Annotated in this window: 16 protein-coding genes; 13 read left to right on the top strand and 3 right to left on the bottom strand. The window is 68.7% G+C overall.

Going from position 1 to position 17,081, the window contains the following annotated elements; all coding sequences use genetic code 11:
• Positions 1–55 precede the first annotated feature (55 nt).
• The 4 genes from VT85_RS05550 to VT85_RS05565 all read left to right on the top strand — a co-directional run bounded on the left by VT85_RS05550 (position 56) and on the right by VT85_RS05565 (position 5,147).
• Positions 56–1,264 (top strand): ribonuclease D, encoded by a 1,209-nt coding sequence (locus tag VT85_RS05550; RefSeq protein WP_068411731.1) that lies wholly within the window; start codon positions 56–58, stop codon positions 1,262–1,264.
• Between the two features lie 2 nt (positions 1,265–1,266).
• Complete coding sequence (locus VT85_RS05555) at positions 1,267–2,103, top strand: sugar phosphate isomerase/epimerase family protein (protein WP_068411734.1); 837 nt, start codon at positions 1,267–1,269, stop codon at positions 2,101–2,103.
• A 199-nt stretch (positions 2,104–2,302) separates the two neighbouring features.
• Positions 2,303–3,073: a CvpA family protein gene (locus VT85_RS05560; RefSeq protein WP_197491111.1), complete on the top strand. Its 771-nt coding sequence runs from the start codon at positions 2,303–2,305 to the stop codon at positions 3,071–3,073.
• An 82-nt stretch (positions 3,074–3,155) separates the two neighbouring features.
• The gene (locus tag VT85_RS05565; RefSeq protein WP_068411740.1) at positions 3,156–5,147 is read left to right on the top strand and encodes a DUF6798 domain-containing protein; all 1,992 of its coding nucleotides are present in this window, start codon (positions 3,156–3,158) and stop codon (positions 5,145–5,147) included.
• On the opposite strand, the gene VT85_RS05570 is transcribed toward VT85_RS05565, so the two are convergent.
• Together VT85_RS05570 and prfB are read right to left on the bottom strand one after the other, a co-directional pair.
• Complete coding sequence (locus VT85_RS05570) at positions 5,105–5,737, bottom strand: hypothetical protein (protein WP_068411743.1); 633 nt, start codon at positions 5,735–5,737, stop codon at positions 5,105–5,107. The genes VT85_RS05565 and VT85_RS05570 overlap by 43 nt on opposite strands.
• 50 nt (positions 5,738–5,787) lie before the next feature.
• A protein-coding gene (prfB, locus tag VT85_RS05575) for a peptide chain release factor 2 (protein WP_409999937.1) occupies positions 5,788–6,910 on the bottom strand; the annotation gives its coding sequence in 2 pieces (ribosomal slippage) (positions 5,788–6,840 and positions 6,842–6,910; 1,122 coding nt in all).
• 157 nt (positions 6,911–7,067) lie between these two features.
• Here prfB and gluQRS point away from each other — a divergent pair.
• From gluQRS to VT85_RS27385, 7 genes are all read left to right on the top strand, one after another.
• Positions 7,068–8,051: a tRNA glutamyl-Q(34) synthetase GluQRS gene (gene gluQRS, locus VT85_RS05580; protein ID WP_068411746.1), complete on the top strand. Its 984-nt coding sequence runs from the start codon at positions 7,068–7,070 to the stop codon at positions 8,049–8,051.
• Between the two features lie 383 nt (positions 8,052–8,434).
• Entirely contained in the window at positions 8,435–9,238 is an 804-nt protein-coding gene (locus tag VT85_RS05585; RefSeq protein ID WP_068411749.1) for a DUF1223 domain-containing protein, read from the top strand.
• A gap of 136 nt (positions 9,239–9,374) precedes the next feature.
• Positions 9,375–9,815 carry a DoxX family membrane protein gene (locus tag VT85_RS05590; protein WP_197491112.1) on the top strand — a complete coding sequence of 147 codons (441 nt, stop codon included), beginning with the start codon at positions 9,375–9,377 and terminating at the stop codon, positions 9,813–9,815.
• Entirely contained in the window at positions 9,805–10,497 is a 693-nt protein-coding gene (locus VT85_RS05595; protein ID WP_068411753.1) for an RNA polymerase sigma factor, read from the top strand. The genes VT85_RS05590 and VT85_RS05595 overlap by 11 nt, the downstream gene beginning before the upstream one ends.
• A gap of 260 nt (positions 10,498–10,757) precedes the next feature.
• On the top strand, positions 10,758–12,137 hold the full coding sequence (locus VT85_RS05600) for a hypothetical protein (RefSeq protein ID WP_156512696.1): 1,380 nt from the start codon (positions 10,758–10,760) through the stop codon (positions 12,135–12,137).
• A gap of 600 nt (positions 12,138–12,737) precedes the next feature.
• Positions 12,738–13,826 carry a DUF1559 domain-containing protein gene (locus tag VT85_RS05605; protein WP_068411756.1) on the top strand — a complete coding sequence of 363 codons (1,089 nt, stop codon included), beginning with the start codon at positions 12,738–12,740 and terminating at the stop codon, positions 13,824–13,826.
• A gap of 115 nt (positions 13,827–13,941) precedes the next feature.
• Positions 13,942–14,130 carry a hypothetical protein gene (locus VT85_RS27385; RefSeq protein ID WP_156512697.1) on the top strand — a complete coding sequence of 63 codons (189 nt, stop codon included), beginning with the start codon at positions 13,942–13,944 and terminating at the stop codon, positions 14,128–14,130.
• A 59-nt stretch (positions 14,131–14,189) separates the two neighbouring features.
• Here the strand turns inward: VT85_RS27385 and VT85_RS05610 are convergent, their stop codons facing one another.
• Entirely contained in the window at positions 14,190–15,347 is a 1,158-nt protein-coding gene (locus VT85_RS05610) for a DUF362 domain-containing protein (protein ID WP_068411759.1), read from the bottom strand.
• 230 nt (positions 15,348–15,577) lie between these two features.
• Between VT85_RS05610 and VT85_RS05615 the strand changes: the two genes are divergently transcribed.
• Positions 15,578–16,075 carry a hypothetical protein gene (locus VT85_RS05615; RefSeq protein ID WP_068411762.1) on the top strand — a complete coding sequence of 166 codons (498 nt, stop codon included), beginning with the start codon at positions 15,578–15,580 and terminating at the stop codon, positions 16,073–16,075.
• A gap of 562 nt (positions 16,076–16,637) precedes the next feature.
• Positions 16,638–17,060, top strand: coding sequence for a cupin domain-containing protein (locus VT85_RS05620; protein WP_068411765.1), 423 nt, complete (start codon positions 16,638–16,640; stop codon positions 17,058–17,060).
• The last annotated feature ends 21 nt before the right edge of the window (positions 17,061–17,081 follow it).

Below are 17,081 nucleotides of genomic sequence, written 5' to 3' on the forward strand. Positions count from 1 at the left end.
GGTTTCGCGAGCGGCCCGCCACACGGGTCCTGGGCGACGGCGGGGTGAACGGTTTATGCCTGATTCGCGCGAAGAGAGCCTGATCGCCACGGCGGCCGGGCTGCAAGAGCTGGTCGAACACATCCGCGAGGAACGCCGGTTCGGCTTCGACACCGAGTTCGTGTCCGAGGACACGTTCGAGCCGGTGCTCTGCCTGATCCAGGTCGCGACCTCGCGGCGGCTGGCCGTCGTCGACCCTTTGGCGGTCGGCGACCTGGAGCCCTTCTGGAAGGTGGTCCTCGACCCCGAGATCGACGTGGTGATGCACGCCGCGGGCGAGGACATGCGGATCTGCCTGATGCGCACCGGGGCGCTCCCCGCGCGGGTGTTCGACGTCCAGATCGCGGCGGGACTGGTGGGCTACAGCTACCCGCTGTCGCACACCAATCTGGTGGGGCAGGTCCTCCGCGCGACGATCTCCGGCAGCGAGACCCGCACCGACTGGCGGCGGCGGCCGCTGACGGCCGCGCAGGTCCGGTACGCGCTGGACGACGTCCGCTTCCTCCTGGACCTCCAGGCTCGGCTGGGCGGGGAACTCGACCGGCTGGGCCGTCGGGAGTGGGCGGACTCCGAATTCCAGGACTTCATGGTCTCGGTCGAGGAGCGCGCCGATCAGGACCGCTGGCGGCGGCTGCCCGGGCTCCACCAGCTCAACCGCCGCGCGCTGGAGGCGGCGCGTCGGCTCTCCGACTGGCGGGAGGACGAGGCGCGACGGCAGAACCGCCCGATGCGGCAGGTGATGCGCGACGACCTGCTCGTGGCCGTCGCCAAGCGGATGCCGGCCTCCCGTCGCGACCTGGAGGCCCTCCGCGACTTCAACCGGCCCAACCTGATCCAGCGGAGCAACGAGATCCTGGCGGCGATCGAGGCGGCTCGGGCCGTCCCCGACGATCAGCTTCCCGAACTCGCCCCCCGTCACGACGACGCGCCCGGCGCGTCGACCGTGGCGAACTTGCTGGCCGCCGCGCTGGCGCAGTGCTGCCTGGAGAACCGCGTGGCCGGCTCGCTCGTCGCCAACACGTCCGACCTGAAGCGGCTGATCCGGTGGCGGCTCGACGGCTGCCCGGACGGCCGCCGCCCGAGTCTGGCCGAAGGCTGGCGCGGCGAGCTCTGCGGCTCGCTGCTGCTCGACGTCCTGGACGGACGCCGGGCGCTGCGGGTGATCGACCCTTCCAGCGAGTTCCCGGTGTCCCTGGAAGTGATCCGAACCGAGGAGAAACCCTGAGCATGACGCGGATTCTGAGCTGCTTCAGCAATTGCTACGGCGCCGACGGCGTCTGGACGGCCGTCGAGATGATCCGCAAGGCGGGGATCGACCACCTGGAACTCGCCCTCCGCGGCCACGACTTCGGCGGCCTGGTGATCCCGGAATCCGCCGTCGTCACCGAGAAGGCCGACGACGCGACGGCCCAGGCGTTCGTCGACCACCTGGCGAAGCACGAGGTGAAGGTCAGCGGCTGCAACGTGGGCGGGGCCGACATCCGTACCGAGGAGGGCGTGGCCCTCACCGAGCGGCGGATCCGGTTCGCCGCGAAGTGGTTCCAGGTCTCCATCTGCGTGACCGGCGCCGGCCAGCCGGCAGACGACGACCAGCGCCGGACGACCGTCGCCAACCTCCGACGGCTGGGCGACGCCGCCTCCGAGGTGGGCGTCGTCCTGGCGCTTGAGACCCACAAGGGGCCGACCCAGAACGCCGACGCCATGCTCGCCCTGATGGACGACGTCCGGCACCCTCACGTCCTGCTCAACTTCGACACGGGCAACATCGCCTACTACAACGAAGGGGTCGACCCCTGCGACGAGCTGGAGAAGGTCAAGGACCTCGTCCGCAACGTCCACGTCAAGGACAACCGAGGCGGCCTGGAGGACTGGTACTTCCCGGCCGTCGGCGACGGCGGGGCCGTGAACTTCGCCCGGGTCCGCGAGATCCTCGACGGCGTCGGCTATCAGGGCGCCTACACGATCGAGATCGAGGGGATCGGCGGTGAGCCTGAGCCGGGGCTCGAGGAACGCCAGCGGCGGATCGCCCGCAGCGTGGCCCACCTGAGAGCCCAGGGCTACTGAACCGAGCCCACGGTCGGTCCCGGCCGGATTCCGCAGTTTCTGTAGTCGACCTGGATTTCCTCAAGTCCAGGCCGCGAGGGACCGATGAGGTCCGACACGGCTTGCGATGGGCATCGGGGATTCAAGAATTCGCCGCGGTCGACGAATAACCGGACAACGGATTCGTCGACCTATGGTCGGGAGGCTGCGGAAAATGGGGTTGGACCTGGCCTTGGGCGCGGTTGTCCTGATCGCTGCGATCCGCGGCTGGCTGCGAGGCTTCGTCAGCCAGGCCGTGCGGATCGCGGGGTTCGTGGCCTGCTTCTACCTGGCCGATCCGGTGCGGGACCAGGCCAGGCCCCACGTCCTGGCCCGGCTCCCCAAGGTCGATCCGGCCTTGATGGATCGCATGCTCTGGTGGACGTCGGCCGCGGCCTCCTACATCGTGGTGGTGGGCGTCGTCACGCTGCTCATCAAGCTGGCCCGACGCCCGGACGCCTCCGGGAAGGTCGAGACCCGTCGCGACAACCAGATGGCGGGCCTCCTGCTCGGCGCCGCCAAGGGGACGCTGGCTGCCGCCTTCCTCGTGGCCGGCGTCCAGAAGTACGCCGAGTCGCTTTCCGGCCAGTTCGAGTGGGCGGGCCGGATGATGGACCGCTCGAAGGCCATCGAATGGAATCGCCAGTATGAGCCGGTCCCCAAAATCTGGGAGTCGCCGCCGGTCCGCCGGTTCGTCGAGCACATTCAGCGCAACGGCCTGAGTGCGCCGGCCGAGGCGGTCCCGGCGGTCGAGGAGTCCGACGGCCAGGTCGCCGCCGCCCGCCTCCCGGAAGCCGTCCGTCCGACTCCGCGTCTGGAATTGCCGGAGCCGACCCGGGCCGTTGAGCCGACCCCCTCGGAGTTCGACCCCGAAGTCCTCGCCGACCTCCAGCGTTTCAAGGCCGAGCGCGACGCCCGACGGTTGCGGCCGGTCGAGCCGGACTGGCGTTGACCGACCCCGCCGTCGGACTACACTCGCCCTCCGGAGGACGCCCCGCGCGGGGCGATCGCGGGGCGGAGCGAGGGTCGTCAGGATGGCGCTGGGACTCGGCATCGAGGAGCGAAGGGGAAGCGAGGCCGCGCCGTGGGGGTTCGTCCTCCTGGTCCTCGGGCTCTATCTCACCCTCAAGGGCTATCACAGCCTGGACGGCGACCAGGCGCACCGGCTCCCGCTGCTGCTCCACAGCCTCGACCCCCGAGTCTTCGCCGACGACCCGTTCGTCCGGTCGTTCGACGCCTTCAACCCCCACCGGGGCGCCCTCGGGCTGATCGGCGGGTTGTCGCAGGTCGTCGGCCTCTCGGCGGCGCTCGCCCTGCTCTTCGCGGCGACGTTCGTCGTCAGCGTGCGAGGGTTCCACCGGCTGGCGGTCGCCGCCTGCCCCGGCGGCGGTTCGGCCGTCGGTTGGGTCGCCGTCGCCCTGTTCCTGGCCGCGAAGGCGGGGAACATCGGCACGAACCACCTGTTCGAGGCCATGTTGCTGGACCGCCTGACGGCCCTGGCCCTGGGCTGGCTGGCGACGGCCGCCGCGGTCGAGGATCCGCGCAAGGGGTGGGCCGCCTCGGCCCTGGCGATCGGCGCCGCGGCCTGGGTCCACCCGTCGATGGGGTTGCAGCTCGCCTTGATCTTCGCGGGTTCCTGGGGCGCCTGGGCCCTGTTCCGCGGCCGGACGGGAACCTCCTGGCGGCTGGCGATCGGGGCGTCGCTGGCGACCGGACTGGCGATCGTCCCGGGGCTGGTCGCCAACCTCGCCCCGTTCGGCAACCTGCACGAAGGCCTGCCGCCCGAGACCTTCCGGCTCCTGACCGTCGAGCTTCAGAGCCCTCAGCACATGCTCCCACATCTCTGGCGAGAGCCTCAGTGGCTGGCGGCGGGGGCGTACCTCGCGCTCGCGGTCCTGGCCCTGCTGGCGTCCTCGGGACGCCGCGACCAGGACGCCGAACCGACCCGGCCCGATCCGGCGCGGCTCCGTCTCGTGCTGATGCTGGGCGTGGTGCTCGTCTGGCTGGCGGCCTCCTGGGTGGCGGTGGAAATGATCCGGCACGTCGGGGCGACGGTCTTCCAGCCCTTCCGGGTCGCGACGTTCGGCCGCGGCCTCTGCCTGATCTTCGTTAGCGGCAGGGTCGTCGCGCTGTGGCGTCGGGGCGACTGGTCGGGAAGGCTCCGCGCGATCCTGATTCCGGTGGGCTGCACGGGCGACTGGCTGTTCGTGACGGTGGCCGGCATCGAGGTCGTCATGACCCTGCTGGAATCCGCCGGGGAGCGGCTCGGGGGCCGTGTCCGCACGGTCGTCTTGCTCGGACTCCTGGCCTGGGCGGGGACGTTCCTGGCGAACCACGACACCGAGCGCGGGGAGCGGACACTGGCGGGGGCGGCCGCCGTGGGGATCGTCGTCGGCCTCATCGGGGATCGGTCGATGGGATTCTCGGGAGGGTGGACGCCCCGTCGGTTCCGCCTGGCGACGGCCGCCGCGTGGGCCTTGCCGGCGGCGGCTCTGGTCGCGGGCCTGGTCCCGACCGATCATCGCTGGTCGGACCTGAAGGTGGTTCGCGGGCTGGTGGCGCGCTGTCGGTTCGCCCCCAGGCCGATCAACGACATCGAGCGGCTGGCGGTCTGGTGCCGCGAGAACACGCCGTCCTCGGCGCGGTTCGTCGGGCCGCCCGGGCCGAAGGGGTTCCGGCTCTGGTCCCAGCGCGATTGGGCCTTCAATCGGGCGGGGAGCCCGTACCACGCCGAGGGCCTTCGCGACTGGTACGAGCGGTTCCGCGATCACGTCGATTTCGACGGGACGCCCGAGGCGTTCGTCCGGGCTTATCTGGACGGCCGTCACCGGCTGGAAGCCCGGTACGACGCGATGTCGGACGACCGACTCGCCGCGCTGGCCGTCCGGCAAGGGGCCGACTATGTCGTCGCGGCGTCCGACCGCGCCGAGTCGCCTCCGCGCGGGGTGCTCGAACGGCTGCACGCGCAGGGTGCGTACGCGGTCTACCGCGTGCGATCCGAGCGGCTGGCCCAGATCCAGCGGTAACGGAGTCGATGGGTGAACGCGCCGGGGGACAGGCTCGCGAGGGCCTGCGCCTGGACGGCTCGCGGCCCCCTCTCGGCGATCGCCAGGAGGGACCCGTCGGCCGCGGAGAAGCTCAGGGCGTCCTCGCCGAGCGCCCCGCCGCTCCATCGGATCTTGAAGCCGTCCGCTTCTTGCAACTCGCCCGCGCCGAGGCGGACGTCATAGGTCGCGGCCAGGCTGACGACGGCGTCACGGCAGCGATCGGCGACGTCGAAATCGATGGTCGTGGTCTCTCCGGCGTCCCCGGTCGAGACCGTCAGGACGGCGGAGAAATGGTGGCGGTGGAGCAGCCCGGTCAGCAGCAGGCGGACCCGGCGCTCGTCGTCGTCGAAGGCGTGGTGCTGGACTTCCTGGTAGACCGGGCTGAGGACCCGCGAGGGGTCGGCCGTCCCGGCGCCGGATTCGATCGCCGCGACCAGGGGAGGGCCCTGATCGCGGCCGAACTCATGCGTCCATCGGTCCTCGGCGCGACGAAAGACGATCCGGACGGCGGGCGTCCGGATCGTCACGAGTTCGTCGTCCTGTTCGAGCTTCCAAGATGCGCCGGACATGACCGGTCGCGCCCCTTTCCCCGACACGTTGGGTCGGACGGACGGCGGGTTTACTTCCTGCCGGCGTCGGCGCCCTTGGCCAGCTTCATGCGGAGGTACGATTCGATGAAGCCGTCGAGGCCGCCGTCGAGTACGGATCGGGGGTTGCCGACTTCGTGGCCCGTCCGCGCGTCCTTGACCAGCTGGTAAGGCTGGAGGACGTAGGAGCGGATCTGGCTGCCGAAGCTGACTTCGCCCTTCTCGTCGTACTTCTTGGCATACTCGGCCTCGCGCTTCTCTTCCTCCATGCGGATGAGCTTGGCCTTGAGGTTGGCGAGGGCGATGGCGTCGTTCTTGTGCTGAGACCGCTCGCCCCGGGACTCGGCGGCGACGCCGGTCGGGAGGTGGGTGTACCTCACGGCCGACTCGGTCTTGTTCTGGTGCTGGCCGCCGGGGCCGCCGGCCCTGAACACGTCGCGCTTCAGCTCGTCGTCCTTGAGGACGATGTCGATGGTGTCGTCGACCTCGGGGATGACGTCGACCGAGGCGAAGGAGGTCTGCCGTCGCGCGGCCGAGTCGTACGGGCTGATGCGGACCAGGCGATGCACGCCGGTCTCGCCTCGGAGATTGCCGTAGGCGTACGGCCCCTTGAGGTAGAGCGTGACCTCGGCGACCCCCGCGGCCCCGCCGTCTTCACGGTCGGTGATCTGCGAGGAGAAGCCCCGGTTCTCGGCCCACATCAGGTACATGCGCATGAGCATCTCGGCCCAGTCGCAGGCCTCGGTGCCGCCGGCGCCGGCGTGGATGGTGACGATGGCGTTGCAGTGGTCGTTCGGCCCGCTGAGCATCGACTGGAGCTCGAACGCGGCGAAGTCCTTCTCCGCCTTCTCGGCGGCGGACTGGACGTCGGCGTCGAACTCGCTGGTCTCCAGCTCCTCGGCCATCTCGATCGCTGCGGCGAGGTCGTCGGCCTGCTTGATCAGCTCTTCGAACGGCTTGAGGACGCCGTTGAGCGTCTTCAGCTCGGCGATGACGGCCTTGGCCTTGTCTTGGTCGTTCCAGAACGACGGCCCTTCCATCTCAGCCTGGAGGGAGTCGCGGCGAGTCTGCTTTTCGCCCAAGTCAAAGAGAGTCTCGTAAATGGATGATCCGATCGATCACAGCTTTGGCGGATCGCTTCAACTCGGCGTCCACGGCGAGGCACTCCTGGCTAAGGCGCGTGACGGGCGACCGACGGACTGGTCGGCTCGCGGGCCGACCCGCTAGACTCAAGCCACGATTAGAACCGAACGGCCCGCCCGCGACCAGTCCAGTCGACGTTCCCGGGCGCCTCGGCCGCGGGACCGCGATCATGACGTTCCGACAGGACCGAAGGGCGGGCGCGGGCCGACTGGCGCCGTCGCCGACGGGAGGGCTGCACGTCGGCCACGCCCGGACGTTCCTCCTCGCGTGGGTCGCCGCCCGACGCGCCGGGGGCCCGGTGGTCCTCCGGGTCGAGGACCTCGACGCCTCCCGCGCCCGTCCCGAGGCCGCCGCCGCCGCCCTGGTCGACCTCCGCTGGCTGGGTCTCGACTGGGACGAAGGCCCGGACCTGGGCGGCCCGCGCGGGCCTTACGTCCAGTCGCAGCGCCGGGCGGTCTACGAGGAGGCGCTCGAACGGCTCAAGGCCGCCGAGCGGGTTTATCCTTGCACCTGCACGCGGGCGGACGTCGAGCGGGCCGCCGCCGCGCCTCACGCCGAGGATGAAGGCCCGACCTACCCGGGCCTCTGCTCGGGCCGTGGCGCGGCCGATGCCGCCGAGCTGGGCGACCGCCCGTTCGCCTGGCGGTTCCGCACGCCGGCCGGGACGATCGCCTGGGACGACCTTCTCCTGGGCCGTCGCGAGGTCGACCCCGCCCGGCTCGGCGGCGACTTCCTGGTGGGCCGCAACGGGCTGGGGCCGTCGTACCAGCTCGCGGTCGTCGTCGACGACGCCCTGATGGGGGTCGACCAGGTGATCCGCGGCGACGACCTGGTCCCCAGCACGCCCCGGCAGATCCTCCTGTACCACGCCCTGGACTGGACGCTTCCCCAGTTCGGACACGTCCCCCTGGTCCTCGGCCCCGACGGCCGACGTCTCGCCAAACGCGACGGCTCCATCAAGCTCGCCACCCTCCGCGAGCAGGGAGTCGACCCCCGTCGCCTGATCGGCGAACTCGCCCATTCCTTCGGCTGGACCGACTCGCCGGTCCCTTCGCACCCCCGGGACTGGGTCGACCGCTTCGATCTGGCGGCCATCCCCCGATCCCCCTGGCTCGCCTCGCCCGACGTCTGGTCCCATCGCCCGGAGTCGTGACCGAGACGCGAAGACGTCACCCGGGAAATTGGGTTCGTTCCACGATCGGCCGGACGAAGCCATTTGACGCATGTTCTTTTCGTCATGAAATTTAGACATCGATGATCGCGTCGGCGATTGGGTTCGTTCGTCCATTTTCTCTTGCGTTTTCCTGGGGCGTGGCGGCCGGTTTCGCGTCGACGGATGATTCCTGGCGCGGGAATCCCCCATCAAGGACCATGTCGCGCAAGGCGGGATTGCGAAGCGGAATCCAGCGTCAGCCAGAGCATTCCCTCGCTCATCACGGGGCGACGCTCGTCGGGACTGGATCGAATATTCAGGGAGCCCGCTCGTCTCCCTCTCTCGGCGGGCCGCGATCGAGGGATGTGAGAAGAGGAGGCGCCATGCGAGGGATCAGGATCGGAATCGGGACCGTGGCGATCGCGCTGCTAGTCCTGTGCGTCGGCGCGGCTTCGGCCCAATCGTCGAGCGAGGGGCGAGTGCGCCGCGGGGTGCTGGTGGAGCTTTACACGTCGCAGGGGTGCGATATGTGCCCCGAGGCCGAGGCGATCCTGGGCCGACTCGCCGAGGCCGACGCGGCGATCGTCCCGATCGCGTTCCACGTCGATTACTTCGACGAGCCCTGGAAGGATCGGTTCTCCGACCCGCTCCACAGCCGTCGGCAGGCGGTCTACAACGAGGTGTACGACAAGGCCAAGCCCGCGAGCTACGGCCTGTATTACACGCCGATGCTTATGATCGACGGCGAGCAATCGGTCAACGGTCGCGACCGCCCCGCCGCCGAGGCCGCCATCCGCCGAGCCCGTAACAAGAAGCCGCTCGCAACGATCGAGGCCACGCTGAGTCTGAAGCCGGACCGTCGCTCGGGGCATGTCGAGATCGCCGTCGGTACGGAATCCCCGCGCGTCCTGGGCCGCGATCTTCTCGTCTGCGCCGTCGTCCGCGAGAACGGCGTCGTGACGAAGGTCGAGAAGGGGGAGAACGCCGGCAAGACGCTGATCGCGAGCCACCCCGCCCGCCAGACCCGCCACGACTTCGTCACGCTCAAGCCGGGCGCGAAGGCCGTCGTCGACCTCCCCCTGGAACTCGCCGCCGACGCCGACCCCGATCGAACTCGCATCGCCGTCTTCGTCCAGGACCGGAAGACGGCCGTCGTGCATCAGGCCCTCGACCTTCCCTGGCGATAGGCCTCGATCGGCTGGCTGGAAAGCCGCCGGGAGCGATTCGAGATTCTCGGCCGAGGAAATGTAACCGATTGCGTTTCGTCGACTCTGTTAAGGAGGTGGCTCGGAATACGCTTACCTGACCCGAGGAGAGGCCAACGTGGCTGCGGACAAACCCGAGAGTCTGTCGTCGATTTACTTCCCGCTCCGCCTGGCCTACGGGCTGACGCCGCTGATCGCGGGAGTGGACAAGTTCTTCAACCTCCTGACCGATTGGTCCGGGTATCTGCCCGGCGATGCTTCGAGCGTCCTGCCGGTCTCCACGTCGACCTTCATGCACGTGGTCGGCTGCATCGAGATCGTGGCGGGCCTGGCGGTTCTGACGAAGTTCACCCGGCTGGGAGCCTACGTCGTGATGGCCTGGCTGATCCTGATCGCCGCCACGCTCGTCGTCGGCGGGCACCTGGACGTCGCCGTCCGCGATCTGGTCATGGCGGTTGGGGCCTTCGCGCTCGGGCGGGCGGCGGCTTATCGGCATGAGGCGTGGCTGCCCTTCGGGTGGGCCGCGAGGCCGACGGAATCCTACGCCCATGCTCGCTGAACAGGCCGACCCGCCGGATGACCGATCGGGCCTGACGGCCGAGCCGCTCGCGGACGAGGAGATCGTCCGCAGGGTCGTCGCGGGCGACACCGCAGCCTTCGAGCTGCTCATGAGGCGATACAATCAACTCCTCTTTCGAGTGGCCCGGAGCATCCTGGGAAATGATTCCGAGGCGGAGGACGTTGTGCAGGAGGCGTATCTTCACGCCTTCGAGCACCTCCCTCAATTTGAAGGGCGTTCGCGGTTCTCGACGTGGCTCACGAAGATCGCCGTCCATGAAGCGATGGGCCGGCTGCGGAAACAGCGTCGTCTGCGACTCGTCGCCCCGGCCGATGTGGGGGAGGAAGCCGTGATTTCCTACGCCGACGACCGGGACGGATTTGAGGAGGCGAGCCTCAAGGAGCTGCACCATTTGCTCGTCGCCGCGGTGGATGCCCTTCCGCAGGAATTGCGCGTCGTCTTCACGCTGCGGATGGTGGAACGGCTGAGCACCGAGCAGACCGCCGAGTGCCTGAACCTGAGGCCGGGCAACGTCAAAGTACGGCTCTATCGCGCCCGGTCGGCCTTGCAGCGATGGATCGACCATCGCATCGGCGAGGAGTCGCGACGGCTCTACGCTTTCGACGGGGAGCGTTGCGATCGAATCGTCCGCAACGTCCTCGCAGGTCTCGGGCGAGCGTAATCCCGAACCCGCTGCGAGCGGCCGTCGACTCTCTTCAGGCATCGCCCATCTCCGGCCGGAGACGTTGAAGCGTCCTGCGCGACCACTCGGCGCAGGCGTTTGTTTCGATCTTCGCGCAGGGGGGGGCGTATCGGATCGTCATCCGCGTTTTGCAGGCGCGGCTGACCATGAATCAGATCGCTGGAACGTGACCCGCGCGCATCGCGGTCGGGGCCGCACGGGGTGCGCGCATCGAGAATCGTCGGCGCCAGGAGGCTGAGATGGCATCGAACCGGAATCGGCGACGTTGGATCCTCTGGTGGGTCGGTCTGGCGGTCGCGGCGACCGCCGCGATGACGGCCGCATCGGAGCCCCAGGACCAGGGCCCGGAGGCCGAGTCGCGGGCCTCGTTCGGGAGATCAAGAAGGGCGGATGATCCGCGACGGCCGCCGGGCCACCATCCCGGGGACCGACACGGCCCGGGGGACGGCCAGATCGCCGAGGGGCGACGGACGTTCCGCTATGACACGTTCGGCGACGAGGCCTTCTGGGGCGGCGCGTTGCGCTTGCACGAGACGGTCGCGACCCTCGGCCCGGAGCAGGTCCTTGGGTTGGGCCTCAAGGTCGATTCCGAGGCCCTCACTCCGCATTTCAAGCAGAAACTCCGCCACGGCCGGGTCGACCTCGCCGATCCGGCGGTGACGCTGGACCTGCTGCGGATGAACGCCGTCGTCGGCGTGACCGGCTTCTTCTCGAACGACGGGAAGCGGCTCAGGTCGTTCGGCGTCCAGTGCGCACTCTGTCATTCCGTGGTGGACGACTCGCTGGCGCCCGGGATCGGTCGTCGGCTGGATGGTTGGGCCAACCGCGACCTCAACGTCGGCGCCATCGTGGCGGCCGCGCCCTCGGTCGAGCCATTCGCCGCCGTCCTGGGGACCGACGAGGAGACGGTGCGAACCGTCCTGAACAGCTGGGGGCCGGGCAAGTTCGACGCCCAACTGATCCTGGACGGCAAGGCGTTCCGCCCCGACGGTAAACCGGGCGCGTCCCTCATCCCGCCGGCGTTCGGCATGGCCGGGGTCGACGTCGCCACTTCGACGGCGTGGGGGACGGTCACCTACTGGAACGCCTTCGTCGCCGTGCTGGAGATGCACGGTCAGGGGAGGTTCCAGGACGACCGGATGCGCGATCCGGTCCAGTTCCCGGTCGCCGCCGCCAACGGATTCTTCGACGTCCGCAGCCGGGTCGACCGCGTCACCCCGAAGCTCGCCGAGCTTCGCGCCTACCAGTTCTCCCTGCCCGCGCCCTCGCCTCCACGTGGAAGCTTCGACGGGCCCGCGGCGGCGCGGGGATCGGTGCTGTTCGGCGGCAGGGCCAGGTGCGCCACCTGCCACGCCCCCCCCTCGTTCACCGACGCCGACCGACGGCTGCACACGCCCGCCGAAATCGGCATCGACGATTTCCAGTCCAATCGGTCGCCCACCTTCCGCTACCGGACGGCGCCGCTGCGGGGCCTCTGGACCCACGCCAGGGGGGGCTATTACCACGACGGTCGTTTTTCGACCCTGGAAGCAGTCGTCCGCCATTACGACGGCCACTTCCGGCTGGGCCTCGCCCCCGGGGAGGTCGCCGACCTCGTCGAGTACCTGAAATCCCTCTAGAGAGCCTGTCCCGGGAAGGCTGACGGATCCAACGGCCGCGATCCGTCGTGGCGGGCGAGCGATAGGGGCCGCGAATCGTCGAGCGAGGATGAGGTTTTTCGGGAACATCGCTCCGCTCCCGATCGATTCGTCTGATTCTTCGTGGGGACGCCCACCGGAATCTGGCGGAAGCGACTCGGGGGTCGGGCTGCGATTCGGCCCGAACTCGCCGCTTCCGGAGAAGGTCGCGATGGTTCCCGACCCTCGCCGATCCGACATGGCGTGTGGGTCGAACCCGTCGGGCGTGCACCACGGAAGCGCAAGCGGCGCAATATGATGTAAATCCGGCCTATAATATTATGAATTCAAATATCTTGAAATCAATGATGAATTTTGTCGACGACCCCGTCTTGTCGACTGGAAAGCATTGTCTTAAGATTTAAGGTTATGCATCTTGGAGCACGCCGCAGTCCCAGCGGAGGTCGGCTTGGGGCCTCGCGGCGAGACGTTTTCACAGGGGCCTCCCGCGAGAGGGCTTTCTCAAGCCTTTGTGAGGGGTAGCCTTACGGCTGCGCCGTTGATTTCGATTATTCCTGGATTCCAGTCAGGGGAAAAGCGTAGATGCATTCACGTCGCGGATTCACGCTGATCGAGTTGCTCGTCGTCATTGCGATCATCGCCGTGTTGATCGCCCTGCTTTTGCCGGCCGTGCAGGCGGCGCGGGAAGCGGCCCGTCGGGCCCAGTGCACCAACAACCTCAAGCAGTTGGGTCTCGCGGCCCACAATTACGTCTCGCAGAACAACGTGTTCCCGCTCGGCGACCTGTTCCCGGCGGCCACCGCCTACAGCGCGAACGGCGTCCGGGGGAACGGGGTCAACGAGTGGAGCTACTGCTGGACGGTGTCGATCCTCCCGCAGATCGAGCAGCAGCCGCTGTTCGACGCGTACAACTTCAGCTTCTCGTACGCCGATCCCGGCGGCACCACGATCAACACGACGGTCTGCTTCACCCAGGTCGCGGCCTATCTCTGCCCCTCCGACGGGGCCGCATCGAGGCCGTCCCCGCCGTGGGGGGCGCTGAATTACATGGGCAACTGGGGAGGGCCGGGCGAGATCCAGACCTTCAGCGGCACGATCCTCTCCCCCTACTGGGGCGACGCAGCGAACGCGCCGACGACGAACGCGATCGGCATCCAGGCCGTGACCGACGGCACCTCGAACACCGCGCTGTTCAGCGAGCGGCTGCTGGGCCTCAACGGCGCCCCGCCGGTCTACCCCGGGAAGTCGGCCAATTCCAAGCGAGGGGCGTTCGCCGCGGGGGTGCCGGTCACGATCAACAACCCGACCCCCGGGACGCCGACCACCCTGGCCCTCCTCGCGGCCTGCAACAGCCTCCCCGCGACGGCCGTCGGCGTCTCGAACTACAACGGCCGGCTCTGGACCGTGGGCTATCCCTGGAACTACGTGGTCAACCGCTACAACCATGTGGGGCCGCCGAACAGCCTGACCTGCTACGCCAGCAATTCGTTCGCCGGGCCCGACGGCTCCGCGCAGGACTCCCTGCCCCCCGCCAGCAACCACTCCGGCGGCGTGAACATGGCCATGGCCGACGGCTCCGTCCGGTTCATCAAGGACTCCGTGAGCCTCCCTGCGTGGTGGGCGCTCGGCACCCGGAACATGGGCGAGGTCCTCAGCGCCGACGCCTACTGATCGCGTCGGGACGATCGGCCGACGGATGCGGCCGTCCCGGCTCCCGAGGGAGTCGGGCTACGGCCGCGAGTTGAATTCGAGTGGATGGAAAGTCATGCGACCGGAGTTTGAATCGATGCGACGAACGGCGTCCTGGATCGTGGTGTTGGCTGTGTCCGTGCTGCTTTCCGGCTGCGGATCGAGCGGGATCGAGCCTGGCATGCCCAGCCAGACCGATATGAACAACATTCCGGACCCCATGGCCGGGGTCAAGACGCAGGCCCCCGCCAAGGCGAAGCCGATCACGAAGAAGGCGGCGCCCTGAGCCGCCTCGGTCGAGGGGGCCGTCGAGCGCCCCCTCGACCCGATTCGATCCGATCGGCTTCAGGCGTTCCGCTCGCGCGGCTCCCAGCCATAGGGATGGCGGGCTTCCTGGAGAGAGAGGCCGACGACCTCGATCTGTCTCGGATCGTTCGAGCCCAGGCCCAGCGCGGCGGCGAGGGCCAGGTGGTTGTCGCCGGGGAAGGGGCCCGTGCCCGACGCGGCCATCGGGTCGTAGCCCATCACGGCCGTAGCGACGGAGTCGGTGCAGACGGGGTTGCGGCCGGCGATCAGCAGGCCGGGTTCCTGAACCTTGAGGCCGCCGGGGACCCACGGGCCTTCGCCGCCCGAGCAGCTCTCGATCCCGTCGAGGATCACCAGGTCGATCGGCCGGATGCCGACGGCGTCGACGGTGTGGCGAGGGACGCGGAAGGTCGGCCGTCGGGGCGAGTCGGGGGCGATTTCCTGGGGAAGCCCGTCGGCCGGCCGTCCCTTGCCGTCGTGGAACATGGCGCGGCTGCTGGTGCTGTTCTCGTCCGCCTCGTTCTGGCCGTAGAGGGCGATCGGCGTGACGCCGAAGTTGTTCTTCATCCCCAGCGTGACCCCGGCCGTCGCGTGGTTTTTCAGCTTGGCCAGCGAGATATAGACGTCGCAGTCCACGTACGAGTGGTTGACGTGGTAGGCCGGGAATAGCGAACCCCCCCACGGCACCTTCACCTCGTGGTACTTCTTACCCTTGCCGAGGTTCCGGGTGTCCTCGAACTCGACGGGGGTCTTTGTCGCGGTGATGGCGTTCAGGTCCCAGCCGGCGGCGTGGAGATACGGCTCGAAGTCCTGCTTCTGGTGGGTGCTCTCCAGGAACCGGATGCGCCTCGCCCCGGCCCGATCCAGCAGCGCGGCCGTCGCCAGGACGACCGAGGGGTGGACCTGATACGTCCGATTGGCGGCCTTCCCGAGCGTATCCTCGCGGACGTTTCCGACGAGGTTCACCTTCACGGCGACCGTCTTGCCGGCCACCACCTGTCGGAGCCCGCCGATCCGATCCATCAGCGCTTCCAGCTCCCGGAGCACGGCCGCCGGCTCGTAGCTCTTGCAGCGGCCGATTCCGACCGGGGAGCAGGGCGCGGGAGCCGCCGCCCGGAGCGGAGAGTCGAGCATCGGGATCAGCAGCGAGGCCCCGGCGAGGTTCAGGAATTCCCGGCGAGTGCGAGCGGGCTTCATGGCGATCCTCCGTCGTCCGAGGTGAGATGTCGACGGGCCCGCCGCGCGGCGTCCACCGCCGAATCCGTACGCCCCGATGGTACCTGGCGCCGACGCCTCGCGGCAACCGCCGGCTCGGCGATCGCCGGTCGACGTCGCGCGTCGTCTCGGAGGCTGGTATCGGAGCAGGGATCGCCTTATCCTGAGGTGATCCGGGAGAAGGCCTACGACGATCCGAGGGGAGCGACGCGATGGAACCACCACGAAGCGAGCCCGTCAGCCTGGCCAAGGCCCTCTCGATCAAGAACCGCCTGGCCGGGCGGCTCGTCCAGGCCCGTGCGAACGTGGAGACCTACAACAGCATCCTGGCGGGCCAGCGCGACGAGGAGGGCCGGACCTCCGTGGACGTCCGGGCCGAATATGAGCGGCTCCTGAACCTCCAGGAGGCCCTGGTCGCGGTCAAGGCGGCCATCCAGCGGGCGAACGTCGCGATCTATGAAGACGTCCTCCGCCTCGGCGAGAAGAAATCCCTCATCCAGATGCTCAACGGCCTGAACACCAAGCACGGCGCCGAGCCGGGCTACAACGGGGCCGAATACCGATACTCCGCCACGATCACCAAGCCCGAAGTCCTGGAGATGGTGCGGAGCCTGGAAGCGGAGATCGACAAGCTCCAGGATCGGCTGAACCAGTACAACGCCTCGACCCGGGTCGAACTGCCGCAGGCGGTCCTCGACCTGGCCGGCTAGCGAGACACACGATCGGTCGGCCGCGGCCAAGGGGAGCGGCGGGGGAACCCGCCGTCGTGTGGCCCGCGGGCCATACACCTTTGATCACGATGCCGATGCCGCTTTAACACTCATCGCTCATCGGGTCAAGACTCAACCCGCAAGGTTCAACACTCAAATACCTTTGCGTCGGGGTCGGCCGGTCGTGTCCCTAGCTCCCTCCGAACGCTCCCGCAGGACCCGGGGGGATCGCCTTCCACGCCTCCGTCTCCTCGGCGGCCGTTCACACGCCCAATCTCGACCGAAGGCGCTCGTCCTGAGCCGCTTCAAGGCCTAGTTCCCAACGGGTGCGACCGGCGGCGAAGCTCCGGGTCTGTTGGGCTCGCCTCCCCCGGCGCATGCGGTCGAGGATCGACCGGGGCGACCCTGGCCCGATCATCCTCATCAATCAAGGCGGTCGAGATCGCCTCGCCGAGCCTGGTCCGGCCTGGATTTTCGCCGTCTGTCACAAAACGACGCGGTCCATTCGTCCTTGATTCCAGACGACACGACACCTTCACTTCACTTCGGCGGAGGGAATGCGATGACTCGTAAAAAGCTGATACTGGCATCGGCCATGATGCTGGGGACGGTCGGTCTGGCTGCGGCCCGGCATGACGAGAGCCAGGAAGCGGTCAAGCCGCTGACGGTCGTAGAGATCGCCGAGAAGCTCGACGACAAGGAGATGAACGCGACGGCGGTCGAGGTGACGCTGGAGCCCGGTCATGCGGGCGTCTCGCACCGACATCCGGGACCGGCGTTCGGGTACGTCCTGGAAGGGGAGTACGAGTGGGCCGTCGACGACCATCCCGCCAGGATCCTCAAGGCGGGCGAGACGTTCTACGAGCCGGGCGGATGCCTGCATCGCGTGTCCAGGAATCCGGGCAAGGTCAAGATGCGCATGCTGGCGTGGGTCTTGCACCCGCGCGACGCGGCGAGTCTCGTCATCCCGGAGCACGCGGAGTAAACCCAGGCGCCAACCGCGCGA

The sequence above is a fragment of the Planctomyces sp. SH-PL62 genome (assembly GCF_001610895.1).
Taxonomy (GTDB): Bacteria; Planctomycetota; Planctomycetia; order Isosphaerales; family Isosphaeraceae; genus Paludisphaera.